This is a genomic window from Pseudomonas sp. Marseille-Q7302 (assembly GCF_965111925.1).
Genome location: NZ_CBCOPK010000001.1, coordinates 2,115,893 through 2,130,633 on the forward strand (window position 1 = coordinate 2,115,893; position 14,741 = coordinate 2,130,633).

A 14,741-nucleotide genomic window follows, 5' to 3' on the forward strand; every position below is an offset into this window, starting at 1 on the left:
AATAACGGAGGAATCAGGACGTGTCAGCCGATAGGTTAGGCGAGCGCTATCAGGCCTATCTCGACTGCCTCAATCGCCAGGCCTGGGCGGAGCTTGGCCGTCATGTCGACGAGGCCGTCGAGCACAATGGTCGGCCCTTGGGGCTGGCAGGCTATCAGGCGATGCTCGAAGGCGATCATGCCGCCATTCCTGACTTGCACTTCGCCGCGCAGCTGCTGGTGGTCGAGCCGCCCTGGCTGGCGGCGCAGCTGGACTTCGACTGCACGCCGCATGGTGAATTGTTCGGGTTGGCGGTGAAGGGTCGCCGGGTCCGCTTTGCCGAGCACGTCTTCTATCGCTTCGAGAACGGCCGCATCCGCGAGGTGCGTTCGGTGATAGATACGGCTGCCATCGCGGTTCAGCTGGCGGCGGGCTAACTGGCGCGGGTAGGGCGCTGGCGATAACCCAGGGGGCTCAGCCCCGTCCATCTGCGAAAGGCGCGCTGGAAGGAGCGAGGATCGGCGAAGCCCAGGCGCAGGGCCAGTTCGTCCAGGGGGAGGGCGCCCTGATCCAGCTGGCGGCAGGCCAGGCGGCAACGGCGCTCGTCCTTGAGGCGCTGGTAGGACTGGCCACTAGCCGCCAGCTGACGTCTCAGGGTGGCGGGCGAGAGGCCCAGGTCTGCCGCCAGGCGGACGGCATCCGGCCAGTCCTCGGGCGCACGACTGCGCAGCAGGGCGCGGATGCGGGCGATCAGGCTGGCGTCGTCTCGATAGTGCACCAGCAGATTGCCCGGCGCGGCGGCAATGAAGCGCCGCGCGTCCGTGGCAGTACGCCGGATCGGCAGGGCCAGCAGCGCGGCGTCCAGCACCAGGCAGTCGTCGTCACTGCCAAAGCAGAGCCCTGGACCGAAGCGTTGTTGGTAGTCGGCCAGCAGTTCCGCACCCGGCGCCTGAGCGGTCAGACGGATCTCCTCCAGCGGCAGGCGCCGGCCGACCAGCCAGCAGGCCAGGCCATGCAGGATCAGCCAGAGGGTGAAGCTTGCGAAGCTGCCCGGCAGACTGCCGGATGCCAGTCGCAAGGTCGCCCGCTCACCGTCGCGTTGCAGCCGCAGATCCACGCTCAGGGTCAGCCGCAGGAAGTCGGCGCTGTGCCGCAGGGCATCGCCCAAGGTCGGCTGCAGACGGGCGCTCTGGCAGAGAAAAGCAAAGCTGCCAGCCGGAAGCGGGCGCGGACCCAGGGCGAAGAATTCGTCATCGAAGCGCCGCGCCAGGCGATACCACAGCTGGCCGAACAGCGGCGCCGAGAGGCGGTCGCCGGCACCGCCAAGGAGCAGCGCCGGCAACGGGATGCCTTCGGCGGCGAGCAGCGCGTCCGGCCGCTGGCCACTTTGCCGGCACAGTCTGGCCAGGGCTTCGTCGAGAATGCCCAGGGCCAGGCTGTCGCGCGGCAGGCCGGTCACAGGTGCAGCGCACGGCCCAGGGCCCGCAGCGCCGCTTCCTGCACGGCCTCGCCCAGGGTGGGGTGGGGGTGCAGGGTGGCGGCTACGTCTTCCAGTTGCATGCCCATCTCCAGGCTGTGGGAAAAGGCCGTGGCCAGTTCCGCGACCTGCTGCCCGGTGGCCTGCCAGCCGAGAATGCGGTGGTCGTCCGCGCGGGCCACTACCCGTACGAAGCCCTCAGGAGCTTCCAGTGTCAGGGCACGGCCATTGGCGGCGAAGGGGAAGCTGGCGACCTTGGTCTCCAGGCCCTGGGCCTTGGCCTGCTCGGGGGTAAGGCCTACCACCACGATCTCCGGATCGGTGTAGCAGACCGCCGGAATGGCCACCGGCGCGAAGCGCCGACGCTTGCCGGCGATGAGCTCAGCCACCACTTCGCCCTGAGCCATGGCGCGATGCGCCAGCAGCGGCTCGCCGGTCAGGTCGCCAATGGCCCAGACGTCGGTCATGCTGGTGCGGCAGCCGTCGTCGACGCGGATATAGCGGCCGTCATAGTCCAGCGGCAGGCGGTCCAGGCCTTCGGTGCGCGGTCGGCGGCCGGCCGACACCAGGATGCGCTGCGCCGGCAGGACCTGCTCCTGGCCGTCGCTGATGGTCATTCGCAGGCCAGCGCCATCGGCCGCCAGGCCAGCGACGGTGCAGTTCAGGTGCAGTGCAATGCCCAGGCGTTCCAGCCGCTGGCGCAGCGGCGTCGTCAGCTCGGCGTCATAGCCGGGCAGCAGTCGCGACTGGGCTTCCACCACGGCGACCTGAGCGCCCAGCTTGCGATAGGCGATGCCCAGTTCCAGGCCGATGTAGCCGGCGCCCACCACGACCAGATGCTCGGGAATGTCGGTGGGCGACAGCGCCTCGGTCGCCGAGATCACGGGGCCGCCAAAAGGCAGGTTGGGCAGCTCCACCGAGGTGGAGCCCATGGCCAGTACCAGGTGCTCGGTGCGGATGCGCAGCCGCTCACCACCGGCCCGCTGCACCTCGACGGTCTTGCCGTCGAGAATCTCGGCCCAGCCTTCGACGACGGTTACCCCCTGCTTCTTGAGCAGGGCGGCGACGCCGGTGGTGAGACGGTCGACGATGCCATTCTTCCAGGCCACGGCCTGGCCGAGGTCCAGTTCCGGACGCCCGTGGCGAATGCCCAGGCTGCCCTGTTCCGCACGCCCGCAGGCCCGCTGGTATTCCTCGGCTACGTGGATCATGGCCTTGGAAGGGATGCAGCCGACGTTGAGGCAGGTCCCGCCGAGGGCGGCGCCCTCCACCAGGGTGGTGGCGATGCCCAGTTGGGTGGCGCGCAGGGCGGCGACATAACCGCCGGGGCCGCCGCCGATGATGAGGAGTCGGGTGTCCATGGCTACTCCAGGAAAAGGGTGGCGGGTTGTTCGAGCAGCTGGCGCACGGCCTGGATGAAACTGGCGGCGTCCTGGCCATCGATCAGCCGGTGGTCGAAGGAAGCGGAGAGATTCATCAGCTTGCGTGGCACCACCAGGCCATTGCGGAAGGCCGGGCGTTCGACGATGCGGTTCACGCCGATGATGGCCACCTCGGGATGGTTGATGATGGGCGTGGAGGCGATACCCCCCAACGGACCGAGGCTGCTGATGGTCAGGGTGGAGCCACCCAGCTCATCGCGCCCGGCCTTGCCGCTGCGCACCGCGGTAGCGAGGCGCGCCACCTCCTGGGCACAGCCCCAGAGATCCAGCGCCTCGGCATGGCGCACCACCGGTACCGCCAGGCCCTGTTCGCCCTGGGTGGCGATGCCCAGGTGCACCGCACCATAACGCGTCACGGTGCTGGTCTCTTCGTCGAAGCGGGCATTCATCTGCGGGAAATCCCGCACCGCCACCACCAGCGCCCGCGCCAGGAAGGGCAGCAAGGTGAGGTGTGCGCGGCGTCCCTGCCAGCGCTGATTGAGGGTGGCACGCAAGGCTTCCAGCTCGGTGACGTCCAGCTCTTCCACATAGGTGAAATGGGGGATGTGGCGCTTGGCGGCCTGCATCTTCTCGGCGATCTTGCGTCTCAGGCCGATCAGCGGGATGCGCTCCTCGCCACTGCGCCTGACGAGACCTCCGCCACCCGTGGCCGGCGGCAGACCCGCGTCGCGTTGCTGTACATAGGCTTCCAGATCGCCGTGCAGGATGCGTCCGCCCTGGCCGGTACCGGTGACGAAGCGGAGCTCGATGCCCAGGTCCCAGGCGTGCTGGCGCACTGCCGGTGACGCCAGCGGCGCACTACCCGGTGCCGGGCGGGAAGCCGGTCTATCGTCCTCGCGCTGAGACTCGAGTGCCGGACGCGGCGGAGCGGGTTCCGGCGCGGGCCTGGGCGCTTCCACCTTGGGCGCGGGTGTGGATGCCACGGGAGCGGGGCGAGTGGCCTCCCGCTGGTTGCCGTCACCGGCCACCTCCAGACGGATCAGCTCGGCGCCCACCGCCAGCACCTGGCCAGGCTCGCCACCCAGGGCCAGCACCCGGCCAACCACCGGGGAAGGAATCTCCACCATGGCCTTGTCGGTCATGACATCGGCGAGGGTCTGGTCTTCGCTGACCTCGTCCCCCACTGCCACGTACCACTTGACCAGCTCCACTTCGGCGATGCCTTCGCCGATGTCCGGCATCTTGATGACATGAGTACCCATCTCAGACCTCCATCACACGCTTGAGCGCGGCGCCGACCCGGGACGGACCCGGGAAGTAGTCCCATTCCTGGGCGTGTGGGTAGGGGGTGTCCCAGCCAGTGACCCGCTCGATGGGCGCCTCCAGGCGATGGAAACAGTGCTCCTGCATCAGCGAGACCAGCTCGGCGCCGTAGCCGCAGGTACGGGTGGCTTCATGCACCACCACGCAACGCCCGGTCTTGTTCACCGAGTCGGTGAGGGTCTGCAGGTCCAGGGGCCAGAGACTGCGGATGTCGATCACCTCGGCGTCGATGCCGGTCTCGGCGGCCGCCGCCAGGGCGACCCAGACGGTGGTGCCATAGGTCAGCACCGTGACCTGGTTGCCGGGACGCACCACGGCGGCCCGTTCCAGCTCGACCCGGTAGTAGCCATCCGGCACGGCGCTGGCCGGGTGTCCCGACCAGGGCGTCACCGGACGGTCGTGATGGCCGTCGAAGGGGCCGTTGTAGAGGCGCTTGGGTTCGAGAAAGATCACCGGGTCGTCGCTCTCGATGGAAGCGATCAATAGGCCCTTGGCATCATAGGGATTGGACGGCATCACGGTGCGCAGGCCGCAGACCTGGGTGAACATCGCCTCCGGGCTCTGGCTGTGGGTCTGGCCGCCATAGATGCCGCCGCCGCAGGGCATGCGAAATACCAGCGGTGAGGTGAACTGGCCCACCGAGCGATAGCGCAGCCGCGCCGCCTCGGAGACGATCTGGTCGATGGCCGGATAGACATAGTCGGCGAACTGGATTTCCGCCACCGGCCGCAGGCCATAGGCGCCCATGCCCACCGCGGCGCCGGCGATGCCGTTCTCCGAGATGGGCGCATCGAACACCCGCGAGGCGCCGTACTTGGCCTGCAGGCCCTCGGTGCAGCGAAAGACGCCGCCGAAGTAGCCGACGTCCTCGCCGAACACCACCACGTTGTCGTCGCGTTCGAGCATCACGTCCATCGCCGAGCGAATGGCCTGGATCATGGTAAGGGTGCTGTGGCTGCCGGCCTGGGTCGGCAGGTCGGTTTCCTGTTGTACGGTCATGGCGTCACTTCCCGAGCTGTTGGCGTTGGCGGCGCAGGTGCGGCGGCAGGTCCTGGTAGACCTCCTCGAACATGTCGGCGGCGCTGGGGGCGAGATCGCTGGCAAAGGTGCCATGGGCCTCGGCGGCCTTCTGCGCGGTTGCCACCTCGGCTTCCAGCTCGGCGGTCAGCGCCTGGTGCTGCTCGTCCGACCAGAGGCCACGGCCGATCAGGTGCGCCTTGAGCCGGTCGATGGGGTCGCCCAGGGGGAAGTGCGCCCAGTCATCGGCAGGGCGGTACTTGGCGGGATCGTCCGAGGTGGAATGGGGACCGGCGCGGTAGGTGACCCATTCGATCAGGGTCGGCCCCAGGTTGCGCCGGGCGCGCTCGGCGGCCCAGCGCGAGGCGGCCAGCACGGCGAGGAAGTCGTTGCCATCCACTCGCAGCGCGGCGATGCCGTAGCCGATGCCACGGGTGGCCAGGGTGATGCCCTCGCCGCCAGCGATGGCCTGGAAGGTGGAGATGGCCCACTGGTTGTTGACGACGTTGAGGATCACCGGCGCCCGGTAGACATGGGCGAAGGTGAGGGCGGCGTGGAAGTCTCCTTCGGCGGTGGCGCCGTCGCCGATCCAGCCGGCGGCGATGCGCGTATCGCCCTTGATCGCCGAGGCCATGGCCCAGCCCACCGCCTGGATGTACTGGGTGCCCAGGTTGCCGGAGATGGAGAAGAAACCGAGGTCGCGGTAGGAGTACATGACCGGCAGCTGGCGACCCTTGAGGGGGTCACGAGCGTTGGACAAGAGCTGGCAGATCATCTCGTCCAGCGGTGCCTCGCGGGCGATGAGGATGCCCTGCTGGCGGTAGGTGGGAAAATGCATGTCGTCCGGGCGCAGCGCCAGGGTCTGGCCGACGGCGATGGCTTCCTCGCCCAGGCACTGCATGTAGAAGGACAGCTTCTTCTGCCGCTGGGCCTTGAGCATCCGGGCATCGAACAGCCGCGTCTTGAGCATGGCGCGCAGGCCTTGCAGCAACACTTCGGGCGTTTCTTCCGTCGCCCAGGGCCCGACGGCGCGGCCATCCTCATCAAGGATACGGATCAGTTGGGTCGCCAGCTCGCGGGTATCCACCGGCGCCACGTCGATGGGCGGCTTTTCCGCGCGACCGGCGGGGCAGAGCTGCAGATAGCTGAAGTCGGTAGGGCGTCCCGGTCGGCCGCTGGGCTCGGGAACGTGCAGGCGCAGGGGTGGGTAGTCGCTCATGGCCGCCCCCTCAGGTAGGTAAGGGTGCGGGCGGGTCGCAGGACGGGTTGGCCGTCCGGGTGCGATGCAGGGTGCCACATGGTGGAGGCCTCGGCATTCTTGTTATTGGTCACCTGAGTATAGGCCGGCTCTGCTAGCCGTTTTGCCGCAATTTGGAGGTGTGCAGCAGGGTCGTTTGGTGCTATTGAACTCTCTACAAGAACAACAGTAGAGGTTTTGCACCATGGCTGGTCTGGACCGTATCGACCTGCGCATCCTCAATGCCCTGTCCGCCGATGGCCGTCTGAGCTGGCGAGATCTGGCGCAGAAGATCGGCTTGTCGCTCACCCCCACCCTGCGGCGGGTCAAGCGGCTGGAAGAGGAGCGCTACATCCAGGGGTATCACGCCCAGCTCGACGAAACGCGGCTCGCCGGCAGTGTCAGCGTCTTCGTGTCGGTACGGTTGGAAAAGCAGTCCACCGACTACCTGCGCGCCTTCGAAGGGGAGATCGTCAAGGCACCCCAGGTGATGAGCTGCTTCCAGATGACCGGGGATGCGGACTATGTGCTGCGGGTGGTGGTGCAGGACCTGGCGGCCTACCAGCGCTTCCTGGCGGAGGTACTGACCTGCATCCCGGGGGTCGCCAGCGTGACCTCGGCGTTTTCGCTCAAGGCCGTCCTGCTCAGACCGGCGCCACCCCTGTGAGCGGTTGGTAGCGCTCAGCTACCCAGCGAGCGACGAACCTGCTGCGCCTGAACGGCACAGTAGTTCGAATCCCGAAGGCGGGCGGTATCCAACATCAGCGTCACGCGACGTTGACCGGAGGGACTGCAGAGCTGCGCGGGCAAACCACCGTCCGGCGTGAGCGGGCCGAACAGGCAGGAGACGTTGGGGAGCTGGGAAACGAACTGCTGGGTAAGGGCGAGCATTGTTATTGTCCGGAATACCGAGGTGGCAATGTGACATCGCGCACACTGCCGAGGTTCCCGACCATCAGGCGCTGGGCGTCACCGAATAGGCCACGCCGTTTACCGCATCGATCAGTTGGCCGATCGACCAGGGTTTCGGCAGGAAGCGGACCTTGCACTTGATGCTGGCCGTGGACGGCGTTTCGTAGCCGGACATGACAATAATCGGCATGTCTGGCCACCGCTGGCACACTAGGTTGGCCAGCTGCGCCCCATCCATCGAACCGGGCATGCGGATGTCCGTCAATAAGATGTCGATAGTGGCGTCTTCTTTCTCCAACAGCGACAGGGCGGTGTCGGCGGAGTCAGCGGCGATGACGTTAAAGCCTTCGGGCTCGAGGATCTCGCGGACGAAATCCGCTACCAGTGGCTCGTCGTCCACCACCAGAAGAGTGGGTTGGAAGACAGGGGTTCCCGGCTGTTCTGCGCGCATGACTGGACCTTATATACAAGACATTGCTGAGCCTTGGAGGGCAAGGACCTGGGAAAATTCCCTGGCCATTCGCTAAGGATTTTGGCGTCATTTTTCTGTCTCTGCGTGCGAATTCTTCTGCCAAACGCAGCTATCCGCTCCTGCGACCCTGAGTCGCGCATATTTGGTTACGTTTGACGCAAAGGCTCTAGCGCAAGGCTTTCAGGGTCTTGCTTTCCGCCGTGACTGCCGGATGGCTGAAAGGTTTCATCTGGGTGGCATGTGACTTGTATTGGACAAGGCAACTGCAGGACGCAGAGCGCTTTTTTTGTCACGTCCCAGTGGCCCTACCTAAACCAGGCTTTGCTCGTACACAAAGGATATCGACGCCACGCCTCCCAAAGCAGTACTCGCCCATGACGCCTATCCGCTCCTTTGCTACCGCCCTCCGTCGTCCGCTCGTTGCGGCCGCTACCATTCTCGCGCTGTCCGCTGCCGTAGCCCAGGCCGAGCCTGTCAGCCTGGTCGGTCTGAATCTGTCTGGTGCGGGCTTTGCGCCCCAGGTGCTGCCCGGTATCAATGGCACCAACTACATCTTCCCGGTAGAGGCCTACTTCCAGCAATGGAGCGCGCGGGGCGTCAAGTTGATCCGTTTCCCCATCATCTGGGAGCGCCTGCAGCCGCGCCTGGGCGGACCGCTGGACAGCGCCTATGTCGCCCTGGTGAACCAGAGCTTCGGCTATGCGCAGAAGCACGGCATCAAGATCATCCTCGACCTGCACAACTACGCCCGTTATCGCGGCCAGGTAATAGGGACCAGTAGCGTGCCCTATGCCCGCTATCAGGAGATCATGACGCTCATCGCACGGCAGTGGAGCGGTCAGTCCGCGCTGTACGCCTACGACATCATGAACGAGCCCCACGATGCCATGGCCTACTGGCCGACCGCGGCCCAGTACGGCATCAATGGTGTCCGTGCCGTAGACAGCACTCGTCCGATCATCGTCGAGGGCAACGGCTGGTCGAGCGCGACCCGCTGGGCCGAGTTCAACGATGCCCTGCTAGGATTGAAGGACCCGTCCAATAACATCATCTTCTCGGCGCACTCCTACTTCGACGAGAACGCCGGCGGCAGCTACGACAAGACCGACGTCAACAAGCTGGATGCCAACTATGGCGTGACCCGTGTGAAGCCCTTCGTCGACTGGCTGAAGAAGAACGGCAAGCGTGGCTATATCGGCGAGTTCGGTGTCCCGGACAACAATCCGCGCTGGAACCTGCTGATGGACAACATGCTGGCCTATCTCAAGCAGAACTGCATTCCGGCCTCCTACTGGGCCGCCGGCCCGGGCTGGGGCAGCTACTTCATGTCGGTGGAGCCCATCAACGGCCAGGAGCGCCCGCAGTGGCCGACCCTGCGCAAGTACCTGGACGACAGCAGCTGCACCGCCATCGGTCCGATTGCCGGTGGCAGCACCGGCCCCGCGACCGGGGGCACCGCTCCCGGCAACAGCGGCTCCACGGGCGGCAATGCCGGCGCCGTCGGTAACGCGGGTAGTAGCAACAACGCGGGCAACGCAGGCAATGCAGGCAGCAACGCCGGCGTCCAGATTCCGCCGAGCACCGGGGCGACCGCGGGCACCGTCACCTCGGTGGTCAACGACTTCACCAACCCGGACTGGCACAAGGGGGTGTTCCTCAAAAAGGCCGCTATCTCGGTACCCGGTACCTCGGTCAACCGCGCGGCCTTCAAGGCCGGTGCCTACCTCACCACCGCGGACGGCCAGGTGCGCCGGATCTCCTCGGTCCAAGCCGGTAACAGCCTGGGTGTCTTCACCGAGGGCGCGCCCTTCAACGGCAACGTCGTGGGCTATCCCAAGACGGTGAGCGTGTCGCCCACCGGAGTGACCAGCGCCGCCAGCGTCAGCAGTGCCATCAACGACTTCACCAACACCGACTGGAACCGGGGCGTCTATCGCCGTGCCGCCGCCATCTCGATCCCGGCTACCGCGGCCAATCGCTCGGCTTTCAAGCTGGGTGGCTCGGTGCGGCTCGCCAACGGCCAGATCGTCAAGATCAGCTATGTGCAGGATGGGGCGAAGAATCTGGGCATCTTCCTTGATGCCAGCCGCTTGGATGCCAGCGTCGGCTACCCCAATACCCTGGTGTCCTTCAGCCGCTGACTTCCAGGATCGGGCAATAAAAAAACCCGGTGGCCGTTGGCCACCGGGTTTTTTTATTGCCTGCTCAGAGATGGATGAAGGTGGTGACCTCTTCCGGCTGCACCCGGCATTCATCCACGGCATGGATCACCCCCGTGGTCAGGGCTGCTTCCGGGCTTAGCAACCGGGCATTGGCCTTCAGGCAGCTGTGGATGTCGAGGGCCTCCGCCGCACCGGCGGTGCGCTCGGCGACGATACGGGCATAGAGGTCCAGGTCGTAGTCCAGGCACATGGCGTATTCGGCCATGCGCGCATGGTCCACCGAGTTGTTCAGGTTCCAATAGAAGGAATGGTAGAGAAACTTGCTGTGACGACTGGCGGTGCGGTGCTCGCCGGCCAGAAAGAGGATGTTGCCCATGGATTCGACGGTACCCAGGTTGTGGGTATGGACTGGCACCGGCAGGGACAACAGGAAGTTGTACATCGTGAAGCCATAGCTGCAGTCGCCGCCCATGGTGGCGATCTTGAGCAGGATGCGCGAGGCGTCCTGTTGCACCGCCTGCGAACACTGGGCGATCAGCTGGCCGCAGCTGCCGGAATTGATGGGACCGGTGAAATGGATGACATGGGTGCTCATGGGGCCTACCGACGCGCCGGGGAGCCCGACGGAGGGCAGGGCTCTATGTCCCTTGCTTCGGCCGACGTGCGGGTCGGCTTGAGCCCTGGCCGCGCCGCGCCGACGAAGCGCGCCTGGCGGGGACGGACGTGATCTAGCGCAGCAGCAACATCGGCACTTCGGTCTTGTGCAGCAGCTGGGTGGTGCGACTGCCACGCAGGAAGCGCCATACCGAGGAATGGCTGAAGGCGCCCATGATGAGCAGGTCTGCCCGGCGTTCGTCGAGATGGCGAGGGACGATGCGTTCCACGTCGCCATGGGCAACCGTGGTATCCACTCGGCAACCGGCGCTGCGCAGCAGCAGCGCCAGGTCTTCCAGGCGCTTGCGCAGGATCGGGTCGTCTTCGCCGACCCGCAGCAGGGTGCCACTCATGCCGGTCAGCAACGGACTGCGTGCCAGGGCCAGGATGCCCTGGTGGGTCGCTTCGCGGCCGTCGTAGGCGATGGTGAACTGGCGCGGCGGCTTGAAGGGGCCCGAGCACACCAGGATCGGCCGATGCACGGCGCGCACCACCGCTTCCAGCTGGCCGCCGATACCACTGTCCCCGGAGCGTTCGCCGCGCTTGCCGATCACCAGCAGCCGGGTGTCGGCTTCCAGGGTCTTGAGGGTATCGACCAACCCCTCCGGGCGACGGAGGATCTGCGGCGCCGAGGTCAGGCCCTGCTGCAACAGCCGCTGGCGGGCATTGAGCAGCAGTGCCTTGGCCATCCCGGCACCAGCGTCATCGTCGAGATAGACCGGCGTACCGTTGGCGACCTTCTTGCCACTATTAGCGGATTCCTGCACATGGAGCAGAGTGACGGGTGCATCCAGCCGTCGCGACAACCAGGCGGTGTGGTCGCAGACGCTTTCGGCGTGGGGAGAACCATCGATGCAGGCGAGCAGGGAGGCCATAGCGGTATTCCTTGGGGAGACGGGACCAGACACGATCCCAGTCCGGAGCGTAGCACCCGCCCAGCGCCTGCTGATGACGCTTGGGTGTCATCTTCGGCTTTTGCTGGGCAGGTCACGGCCGTCATCCCGGACGCCCTCACATTTCGTAGCGATCGAGTTCCCGGGTGATCAGCAAGCGCTGGATTTCACTGGAGCCTTCGTAGATCTGGGTGATGCGGATATCGCGGTAGTACTGCTCCACCGGATAGTCCTCCAGGTAGCCATAGCCGCCATGGATCTGGATGGCCTTGGAGCACACCCATTCGCCCGTCTCGGTGGCGAACAGCTTGGCCTGGGAGGCTTCGCTGAGGCAGGGCTCACCGGCCGTGCGCAGGCGCGCGGCATGCAGGATCAGCAGGCGCGCGGCGTTGAGCCGGGTGTGCATGTCGGCCAGCATGTTGGCGATGCTCTGGTGCTGGATGATGGCCTTGTCGAACTGGATGCGCTCGCGGGCATAGCCCAGGGCCGCCTCGAAGGCGGCGCGGGCGATCCCCAGGGCCTGGGCGGCGATGCCGATGCGTCCGCCTTCCAGGTTGGAGAGGGCGATGGCCAGGCCCTTGCCGCGCTCGCCCAGCAGGTTGGCCGCCGGAATACGGCAGTTGTCCAGGGTGACGGCGCAGGTGTCGGAGGCGCGCAGGCCCATCTTGTGCTCGGTGCGCTCGACACGAAAGCCGGGGGTGTCGGTAGGCACCAGGAAGGCCGACAGGCCCTTCTTGCCCAAGTCCGGGTCGGTCACCGCGAAGACGATGGCCAGGCCCGCGCGGCGCCCGTTGCTGACGAACTGCTTGCTGCCGTTCAGCACCCAGGTGTCGCCCTCCAGCACGGCCCGGGTACGCAAGTTGTGGGCCTCGGAGCCGGCCTGGGGTTCGGTCAGGCAAAAGCAGCCGATGACCTTGCCGGCGGCCAGGTCGGGCAGCCAGCGATCCTGCTGTTCGGCGTTGCCGTAGCGCAGCAGGGGACCGCAGCCCACCGAGCTGTGGATGCTCATCAGGGCGCCGAGGCTGCCATCGCCAGCGGAAATCTCCTCGACGGCCAGGGCATAGGCGACATAGTCCATGTAGGTGCCACCCCATTGCTCCGGCACCACCATGCCCAGTAGGCCGAGCTCGCCCAGCTGGGCGACCACGGTGTCGTCGATCCACTCGGCCTTTTCCCAGGCGCGGGCATGGGGCGCCACCTCACGGCGGGCGAAGTCGCGCGCCATGTCGCGGATCATGCGTTGTTCTTCGGTGAGTTCGATATCGTGCATGGAGGCCTTCCTCAGGAATGGCGGAAATCGGTGAAAAAGGCCGCGACGCGACGCGGATCCAGATCCTGCCAGCGGGCCGGATTCCAGTGGGGCGTGCGGTCCTTGTCTACCAGCATGGCGCGCACCCCTTCGACGATCTCGCCCTTTTCGAACCAGCGGCGATCCAGGTGCAGCTCCAGGGCGAAGCATTGCTCCAGCGACAGCCCGCTGCCCTGGCGCAGCAACTCCAGGGCCGTGGCGACCGCCAGCGGCGAGCGCCTATCCAGGGTGGCGAGGGTTTCCTGCGCCCAGTCGCGATACGCGGGACGGCTTTCCGCCTGCAGGCTGCCGCGCAGCTCCTCGACGGTCGCCGCGGCGAAGTGCTCGGCGATGGCCGGACGCAGGTCGGTCAGGCGGGCGGTTTCGGCCGGCGCCCCGGCGAATTCCTGGAGCAGGGCGGCAAGGTCTATCGGTCCTTGGGCCGTGGCCTCTTCCAGGCGCTGTGCCAGGGCCTCGTTACTGGCTTCCGGAACGAAGACATCGGCGAGCCCCGCGGCCAGGGCATCGGCCGGGCCGATCTGCTCGCCGGTCAGGCCCAGGTAGAGGCCGAGGTGATCCGGCAGGCGTGGCAGGAAGTGGCTGGCGCCGACATCGGGAAAATAGCCGATGGCGGTCTCCGGCATGGCCATCCGCGTACGTTCGCTGACGATGCGTAGTCGGGCGGCCTGCACCAGGCCCATGCCGCCGCCCAGCACCAGGCCATTGGCCAGTGCCAGCACCGGCTTGGGATAGCGGTGCAAGGCCAGGTCTAGGGCGTATTCCTCGGTGAAGAAAATCTGGTGCAGGTCGTCGCCACGCTGGTAGCTGTCGTACAGCGCGCGGACATCGCCGCCGGCGCAGAAGGCCTTGGGCCCGTTGCCACGCAGCACCACGACCCGCACCCCGGGGTCACCTTCCCAGTCGCGCAGCGCGCCGTGCAGGCTGCGCACCATCTCCAGGTCCAGGGCATTGAGCCCGGCCGGGCGATCGAGGGTCAGGTAGCCGACCCCGCCGCGTCTTTCCAACAGTACCTTGGCGTCGCTCATGCACCGTCCTCGTCCAGGTAGTCCTGGATGATGGCCGAGAAATCCAGGCCGCCGCCACCGGCGCGGCTGAACCGTTGATAGAGCTGCTGAGCCACCGCGCCGAGGATCACCGGCTGGCGCACGGCGCGGGCGGCCTCGGTGGCCAGGCCCAAATCCTTGAGCATCAGGTCGGCGGCGAAGCCACCCTGGTAGCCGCGCGAGGCCGGCGCCTGGGGCAGAACGTCCGGATAGGGATTGTTCACCTCCGAGCTCCAGCAGCGGCCACTACTGGTATTGATCACCCCGGCCAGGGTCTTGGCGTCCATGCCCAGGCGCGTGCCCAGGGCCATGGCCTCGGCCGCGCCGATCATGGAGATGCCGAGCAGCAGGTTGTTGGCCACCTTGGCTACCTGGCCGTTGCCGGAGGCGCCGCAGTGCACCAGGTTGCGGCCCATGGCGGCCAGCAGCGGCTGGGCGCGCTGGAAGCCGGCCTCGCTGCCCCCGACCATGAAGGTCAGGGTGCCCGCCGCGGCACCGCCGGTACCCCCGGAGACCGGGGCGTCCAGCAGCTCCAGCCCGCGTTCGGCAGCGGCCGTGGCCACCGCCCGGGCGCTGAGCGGATCGATGGTGGAGGAATCGATCAGCAGGGTACCCGGTGTCGCGTGGGCGAGCAGGCCCTCCTCGCCGAGATAGACCGTTTTCACGTGGGCCGCGGCAGGCAGCATGGTGATGATCACCTCGGCGCCGCTCTGCGCCACGGCGACAGGAGAGGCAGCGATTTCGGCACCCTCGTTCCGCAACGCTTCGAGCGCCGCGGCGGAGAGGTCATAGACGGTCAGCTGATGGCCGGCCTTGAGCAGGTTGCGGGCCATGGGCGCGCCCATGTTGCCCAGTCCCAGAAATCCCAGATGCATGCTGGC

At 66.7% G+C, this 14,741-nt stretch carries 15 protein-coding genes; 3 read left to right on the forward strand and 12 right to left on the reverse strand.

The window, feature by feature from the left end:
• Positions 1 to 20 precede the first annotated feature (20 nt).
• Positions 21 to 416 (forward strand): ester cyclase, encoded by a 396-nt coding sequence (locus ACWPW1_RS09955; protein ID WP_434776372.1) that lies wholly within the window; start codon positions 21 to 23, stop codon positions 414 to 416.
• Here the strand turns inward: ACWPW1_RS09955 and ACWPW1_RS09960 are convergent.
• The 5 genes from ACWPW1_RS09960 to ACWPW1_RS09980 are packed head-to-tail and all read right to left on the reverse strand — an operon-like array spanning position 413 to position 6,397.
• Entirely contained in the window at positions 413 to 1,438 is a 1,026-nt protein-coding gene (locus ACWPW1_RS09960) for an AraC family transcriptional regulator ligand-binding domain-containing protein (RefSeq protein WP_434776373.1), read from the reverse strand. The genes ACWPW1_RS09955 and ACWPW1_RS09960 overlap by 4 nt on opposite strands.
• On the reverse strand, positions 1,435 to 2,817 hold the full coding sequence (gene lpdA / locus ACWPW1_RS09965) for a dihydrolipoyl dehydrogenase (protein ID WP_434776374.1): 1,383 nt from the start codon (positions 2,815 to 2,817) through the stop codon (positions 1,435 to 1,437). The genes ACWPW1_RS09960 and lpdA overlap by 4 nt, the downstream gene beginning before the upstream one ends.
• Before the next feature lie 2 nt (positions 2,818 to 2,819).
• Positions 2,820 to 4,100, reverse strand: a complete 1,281-nt coding sequence (locus tag ACWPW1_RS09970; protein ID WP_454252884.1) for a dihydrolipoamide acetyltransferase family protein — start codon at positions 4,098 to 4,100, stop codon at positions 2,820 to 2,822.
• A 1-nt stretch (position 4,101) separates the two neighbouring features.
• Positions 4,102 to 5,160 (reverse strand): transketolase C-terminal domain-containing protein, encoded by a 1,059-nt coding sequence (locus tag ACWPW1_RS09975; RefSeq protein WP_434776376.1) that lies wholly within the window; start codon positions 5,158 to 5,160, stop codon positions 4,102 to 4,104.
• Between the two features lie 4 nt (positions 5,161 to 5,164).
• Positions 5,165 to 6,397 carry a thiamine pyrophosphate-dependent enzyme gene (locus tag ACWPW1_RS09980; protein WP_434776377.1) on the reverse strand — a complete coding sequence of 411 codons (1,233 nt, stop codon included), beginning with the start codon at positions 6,395 to 6,397 and terminating at the stop codon, positions 5,165 to 5,167.
• Between the two features lie 223 nt (positions 6,398 to 6,620).
• On the opposite strand from ACWPW1_RS09980, the gene ACWPW1_RS09985 reads away from it, so the two are divergent.
• Entirely contained in the window at positions 6,621 to 7,082 is a 462-nt protein-coding gene (locus ACWPW1_RS09985; RefSeq protein ID WP_059314535.1) for an Lrp/AsnC family transcriptional regulator, read from the forward strand.
• A 14-nt stretch (positions 7,083 to 7,096) separates the two neighbouring features.
• Here ACWPW1_RS09985 and ACWPW1_RS09990 read toward each other — a convergent pair whose 3' ends face one another.
• Together ACWPW1_RS09990 and ACWPW1_RS09995 are read right to left on the reverse strand one after the other, a co-directional pair.
• A complete protein-coding gene (locus ACWPW1_RS09990) occupies positions 7,097 to 7,306 on the reverse strand; it encodes a hypothetical protein (protein WP_059314536.1) in 210 nt (69 codons plus the stop codon).
• 64 nt (positions 7,307 to 7,370) lie between these two features.
• Positions 7,371 to 7,778, reverse strand: coding sequence for a response regulator (locus ACWPW1_RS09995; protein ID WP_059314537.1), 408 nt, complete (start codon positions 7,776 to 7,778; stop codon positions 7,371 to 7,373).
• A 395-nt stretch (positions 7,779 to 8,173) separates the two neighbouring features.
• On the opposite strand from ACWPW1_RS09995, the gene ACWPW1_RS10000 reads away from it, so the two are divergent.
• The gene (locus ACWPW1_RS10000) at positions 8,174 to 9,940 is read left to right on the forward strand and encodes a glycoside hydrolase family 5 protein (protein WP_454252885.1); all 1,767 of its coding nucleotides are present in this window, start codon (positions 8,174 to 8,176) and stop codon (positions 9,938 to 9,940) included.
• 64 nt (positions 9,941 to 10,004) lie between these two features.
• On the opposite strand, the gene ACWPW1_RS10005 is transcribed toward ACWPW1_RS10000, so the two are convergent.
• The 5 genes from ACWPW1_RS10005 to mmsB all read right to left on the reverse strand — a co-directional run bounded on the left by ACWPW1_RS10005 (position 10,005) and on the right by mmsB (position 14,735).
• A complete protein-coding gene (locus ACWPW1_RS10005; RefSeq protein WP_271654611.1) occupies positions 10,005 to 10,556 on the reverse strand; it encodes an ATP-dependent Clp protease proteolytic subunit in 552 nt (183 codons plus the stop codon).
• Between the two features lie 133 nt (positions 10,557 to 10,689).
• The gene (locus tag ACWPW1_RS10010) at positions 10,690 to 11,490 is read right to left on the reverse strand and encodes a universal stress protein (protein WP_059314540.1); all 801 of its coding nucleotides are present in this window, start codon (positions 11,488 to 11,490) and stop codon (positions 10,690 to 10,692) included.
• Between the two features lie 136 nt (positions 11,491 to 11,626).
• The gene (locus ACWPW1_RS10015; RefSeq protein ID WP_313647962.1) at positions 11,627 to 12,778 is read right to left on the reverse strand and encodes an acyl-CoA dehydrogenase family protein; all 1,152 of its coding nucleotides are present in this window, start codon (positions 12,776 to 12,778) and stop codon (positions 11,627 to 11,629) included.
• 11 nt (positions 12,779 to 12,789) lie between these two features.
• Positions 12,790 to 13,842 carry an enoyl-CoA hydratase/isomerase family protein gene (locus ACWPW1_RS10020; RefSeq protein ID WP_454252886.1) on the reverse strand — a complete coding sequence of 351 codons (1,053 nt, stop codon included), beginning with the start codon at positions 13,840 to 13,842 and terminating at the stop codon, positions 12,790 to 12,792.
• Positions 13,839 to 14,735 carry a 3-hydroxyisobutyrate dehydrogenase gene (mmsB, locus tag ACWPW1_RS10025; RefSeq protein WP_434776380.1) on the reverse strand — a complete coding sequence of 299 codons (897 nt, stop codon included), beginning with the start codon at positions 14,733 to 14,735 and terminating at the stop codon, positions 13,839 to 13,841. Before mmsB ends, ACWPW1_RS10020 begins: the two co-directional genes overlap by 4 nt.
• Positions 14,736 to 14,741: the final 6 nt, after the last annotated feature.

What these genes read in the sequence shown, in the direction of transcription:
- ACWPW1_RS10015 (WP_313647962.1), bottom strand. Translation starts at nt 12,778, where the DNA reads ATGCACGATATCGAACTCACCGAAGAACAACGCATGATCCGCGACATG.
- lpdA (WP_434776374.1), bottom strand. Translation starts at nt 2,817, where the DNA reads ATGGACACCCGACTCCTCATCATCGGCGGCGGCCCCGGCGGTTATGTC.
- ACWPW1_RS09980 (WP_434776377.1), bottom strand. Translation starts at nt 6,397, where the DNA reads ATGAGCGACTACCCACCCCTGCGCCTGCACGTTCCCGAGCCCAGCGGC.
- ACWPW1_RS10010 (WP_059314540.1), bottom strand. Translation starts at nt 11,490, where the DNA reads ATGGCCTCCCTGCTCGCCTGCATCGATGGTTCTCCCCACGCCGAAAGC.
- ACWPW1_RS10020 (WP_454252886.1), bottom strand. Translation starts at nt 13,842, where the DNA reads ATGAGCGACGCCAAGGTACTGTTGGAAAGACGCGGCGGGGTCGGCTAC.
- ACWPW1_RS09975 (WP_434776376.1), bottom strand. Translation starts at nt 5,160, where the DNA reads ATGACCGTACAACAGGAAACCGACCTGCCGACCCAGGCCGGCAGCCAC.
- ACWPW1_RS10000 (WP_454252885.1), top strand. Translation starts at nt 8,174, where the DNA reads ATGACGCCTATCCGCTCCTTTGCTACCGCCCTCCGTCGTCCGCTCGTT.
- ACWPW1_RS09995 (WP_059314537.1), bottom strand. Translation starts at nt 7,778, where the DNA reads ATGCGCGCAGAACAGCCGGGAACCCCTGTCTTCCAACCCACTCTTCTG.
- mmsB (WP_434776380.1), bottom strand. Translation starts at nt 14,735, where the DNA reads ATGCATCTGGGATTTCTGGGACTGGGCAACATGGGCGCGCCCATGGCC.
- ACWPW1_RS10005 (WP_271654611.1), bottom strand. Translation starts at nt 10,556, where the DNA reads ATGAGCACCCATGTCATCCATTTCACCGGTCCCATCAATTCCGGCAGC.
- ACWPW1_RS09990 (WP_059314536.1), bottom strand. Translation starts at nt 7,306, where the DNA reads ATGCTCGCCCTTACCCAGCAGTTCGTTTCCCAGCTCCCCAACGTCTCC.
- ACWPW1_RS09985 (WP_059314535.1), top strand. Translation starts at nt 6,621, where the DNA reads ATGGCTGGTCTGGACCGTATCGACCTGCGCATCCTCAATGCCCTGTCC.
- ACWPW1_RS09970 (WP_454252884.1), bottom strand. Translation starts at nt 4,100, where the DNA reads ATGGGTACTCATGTCATCAAGATGCCGGACATCGGCGAAGGCATCGCC.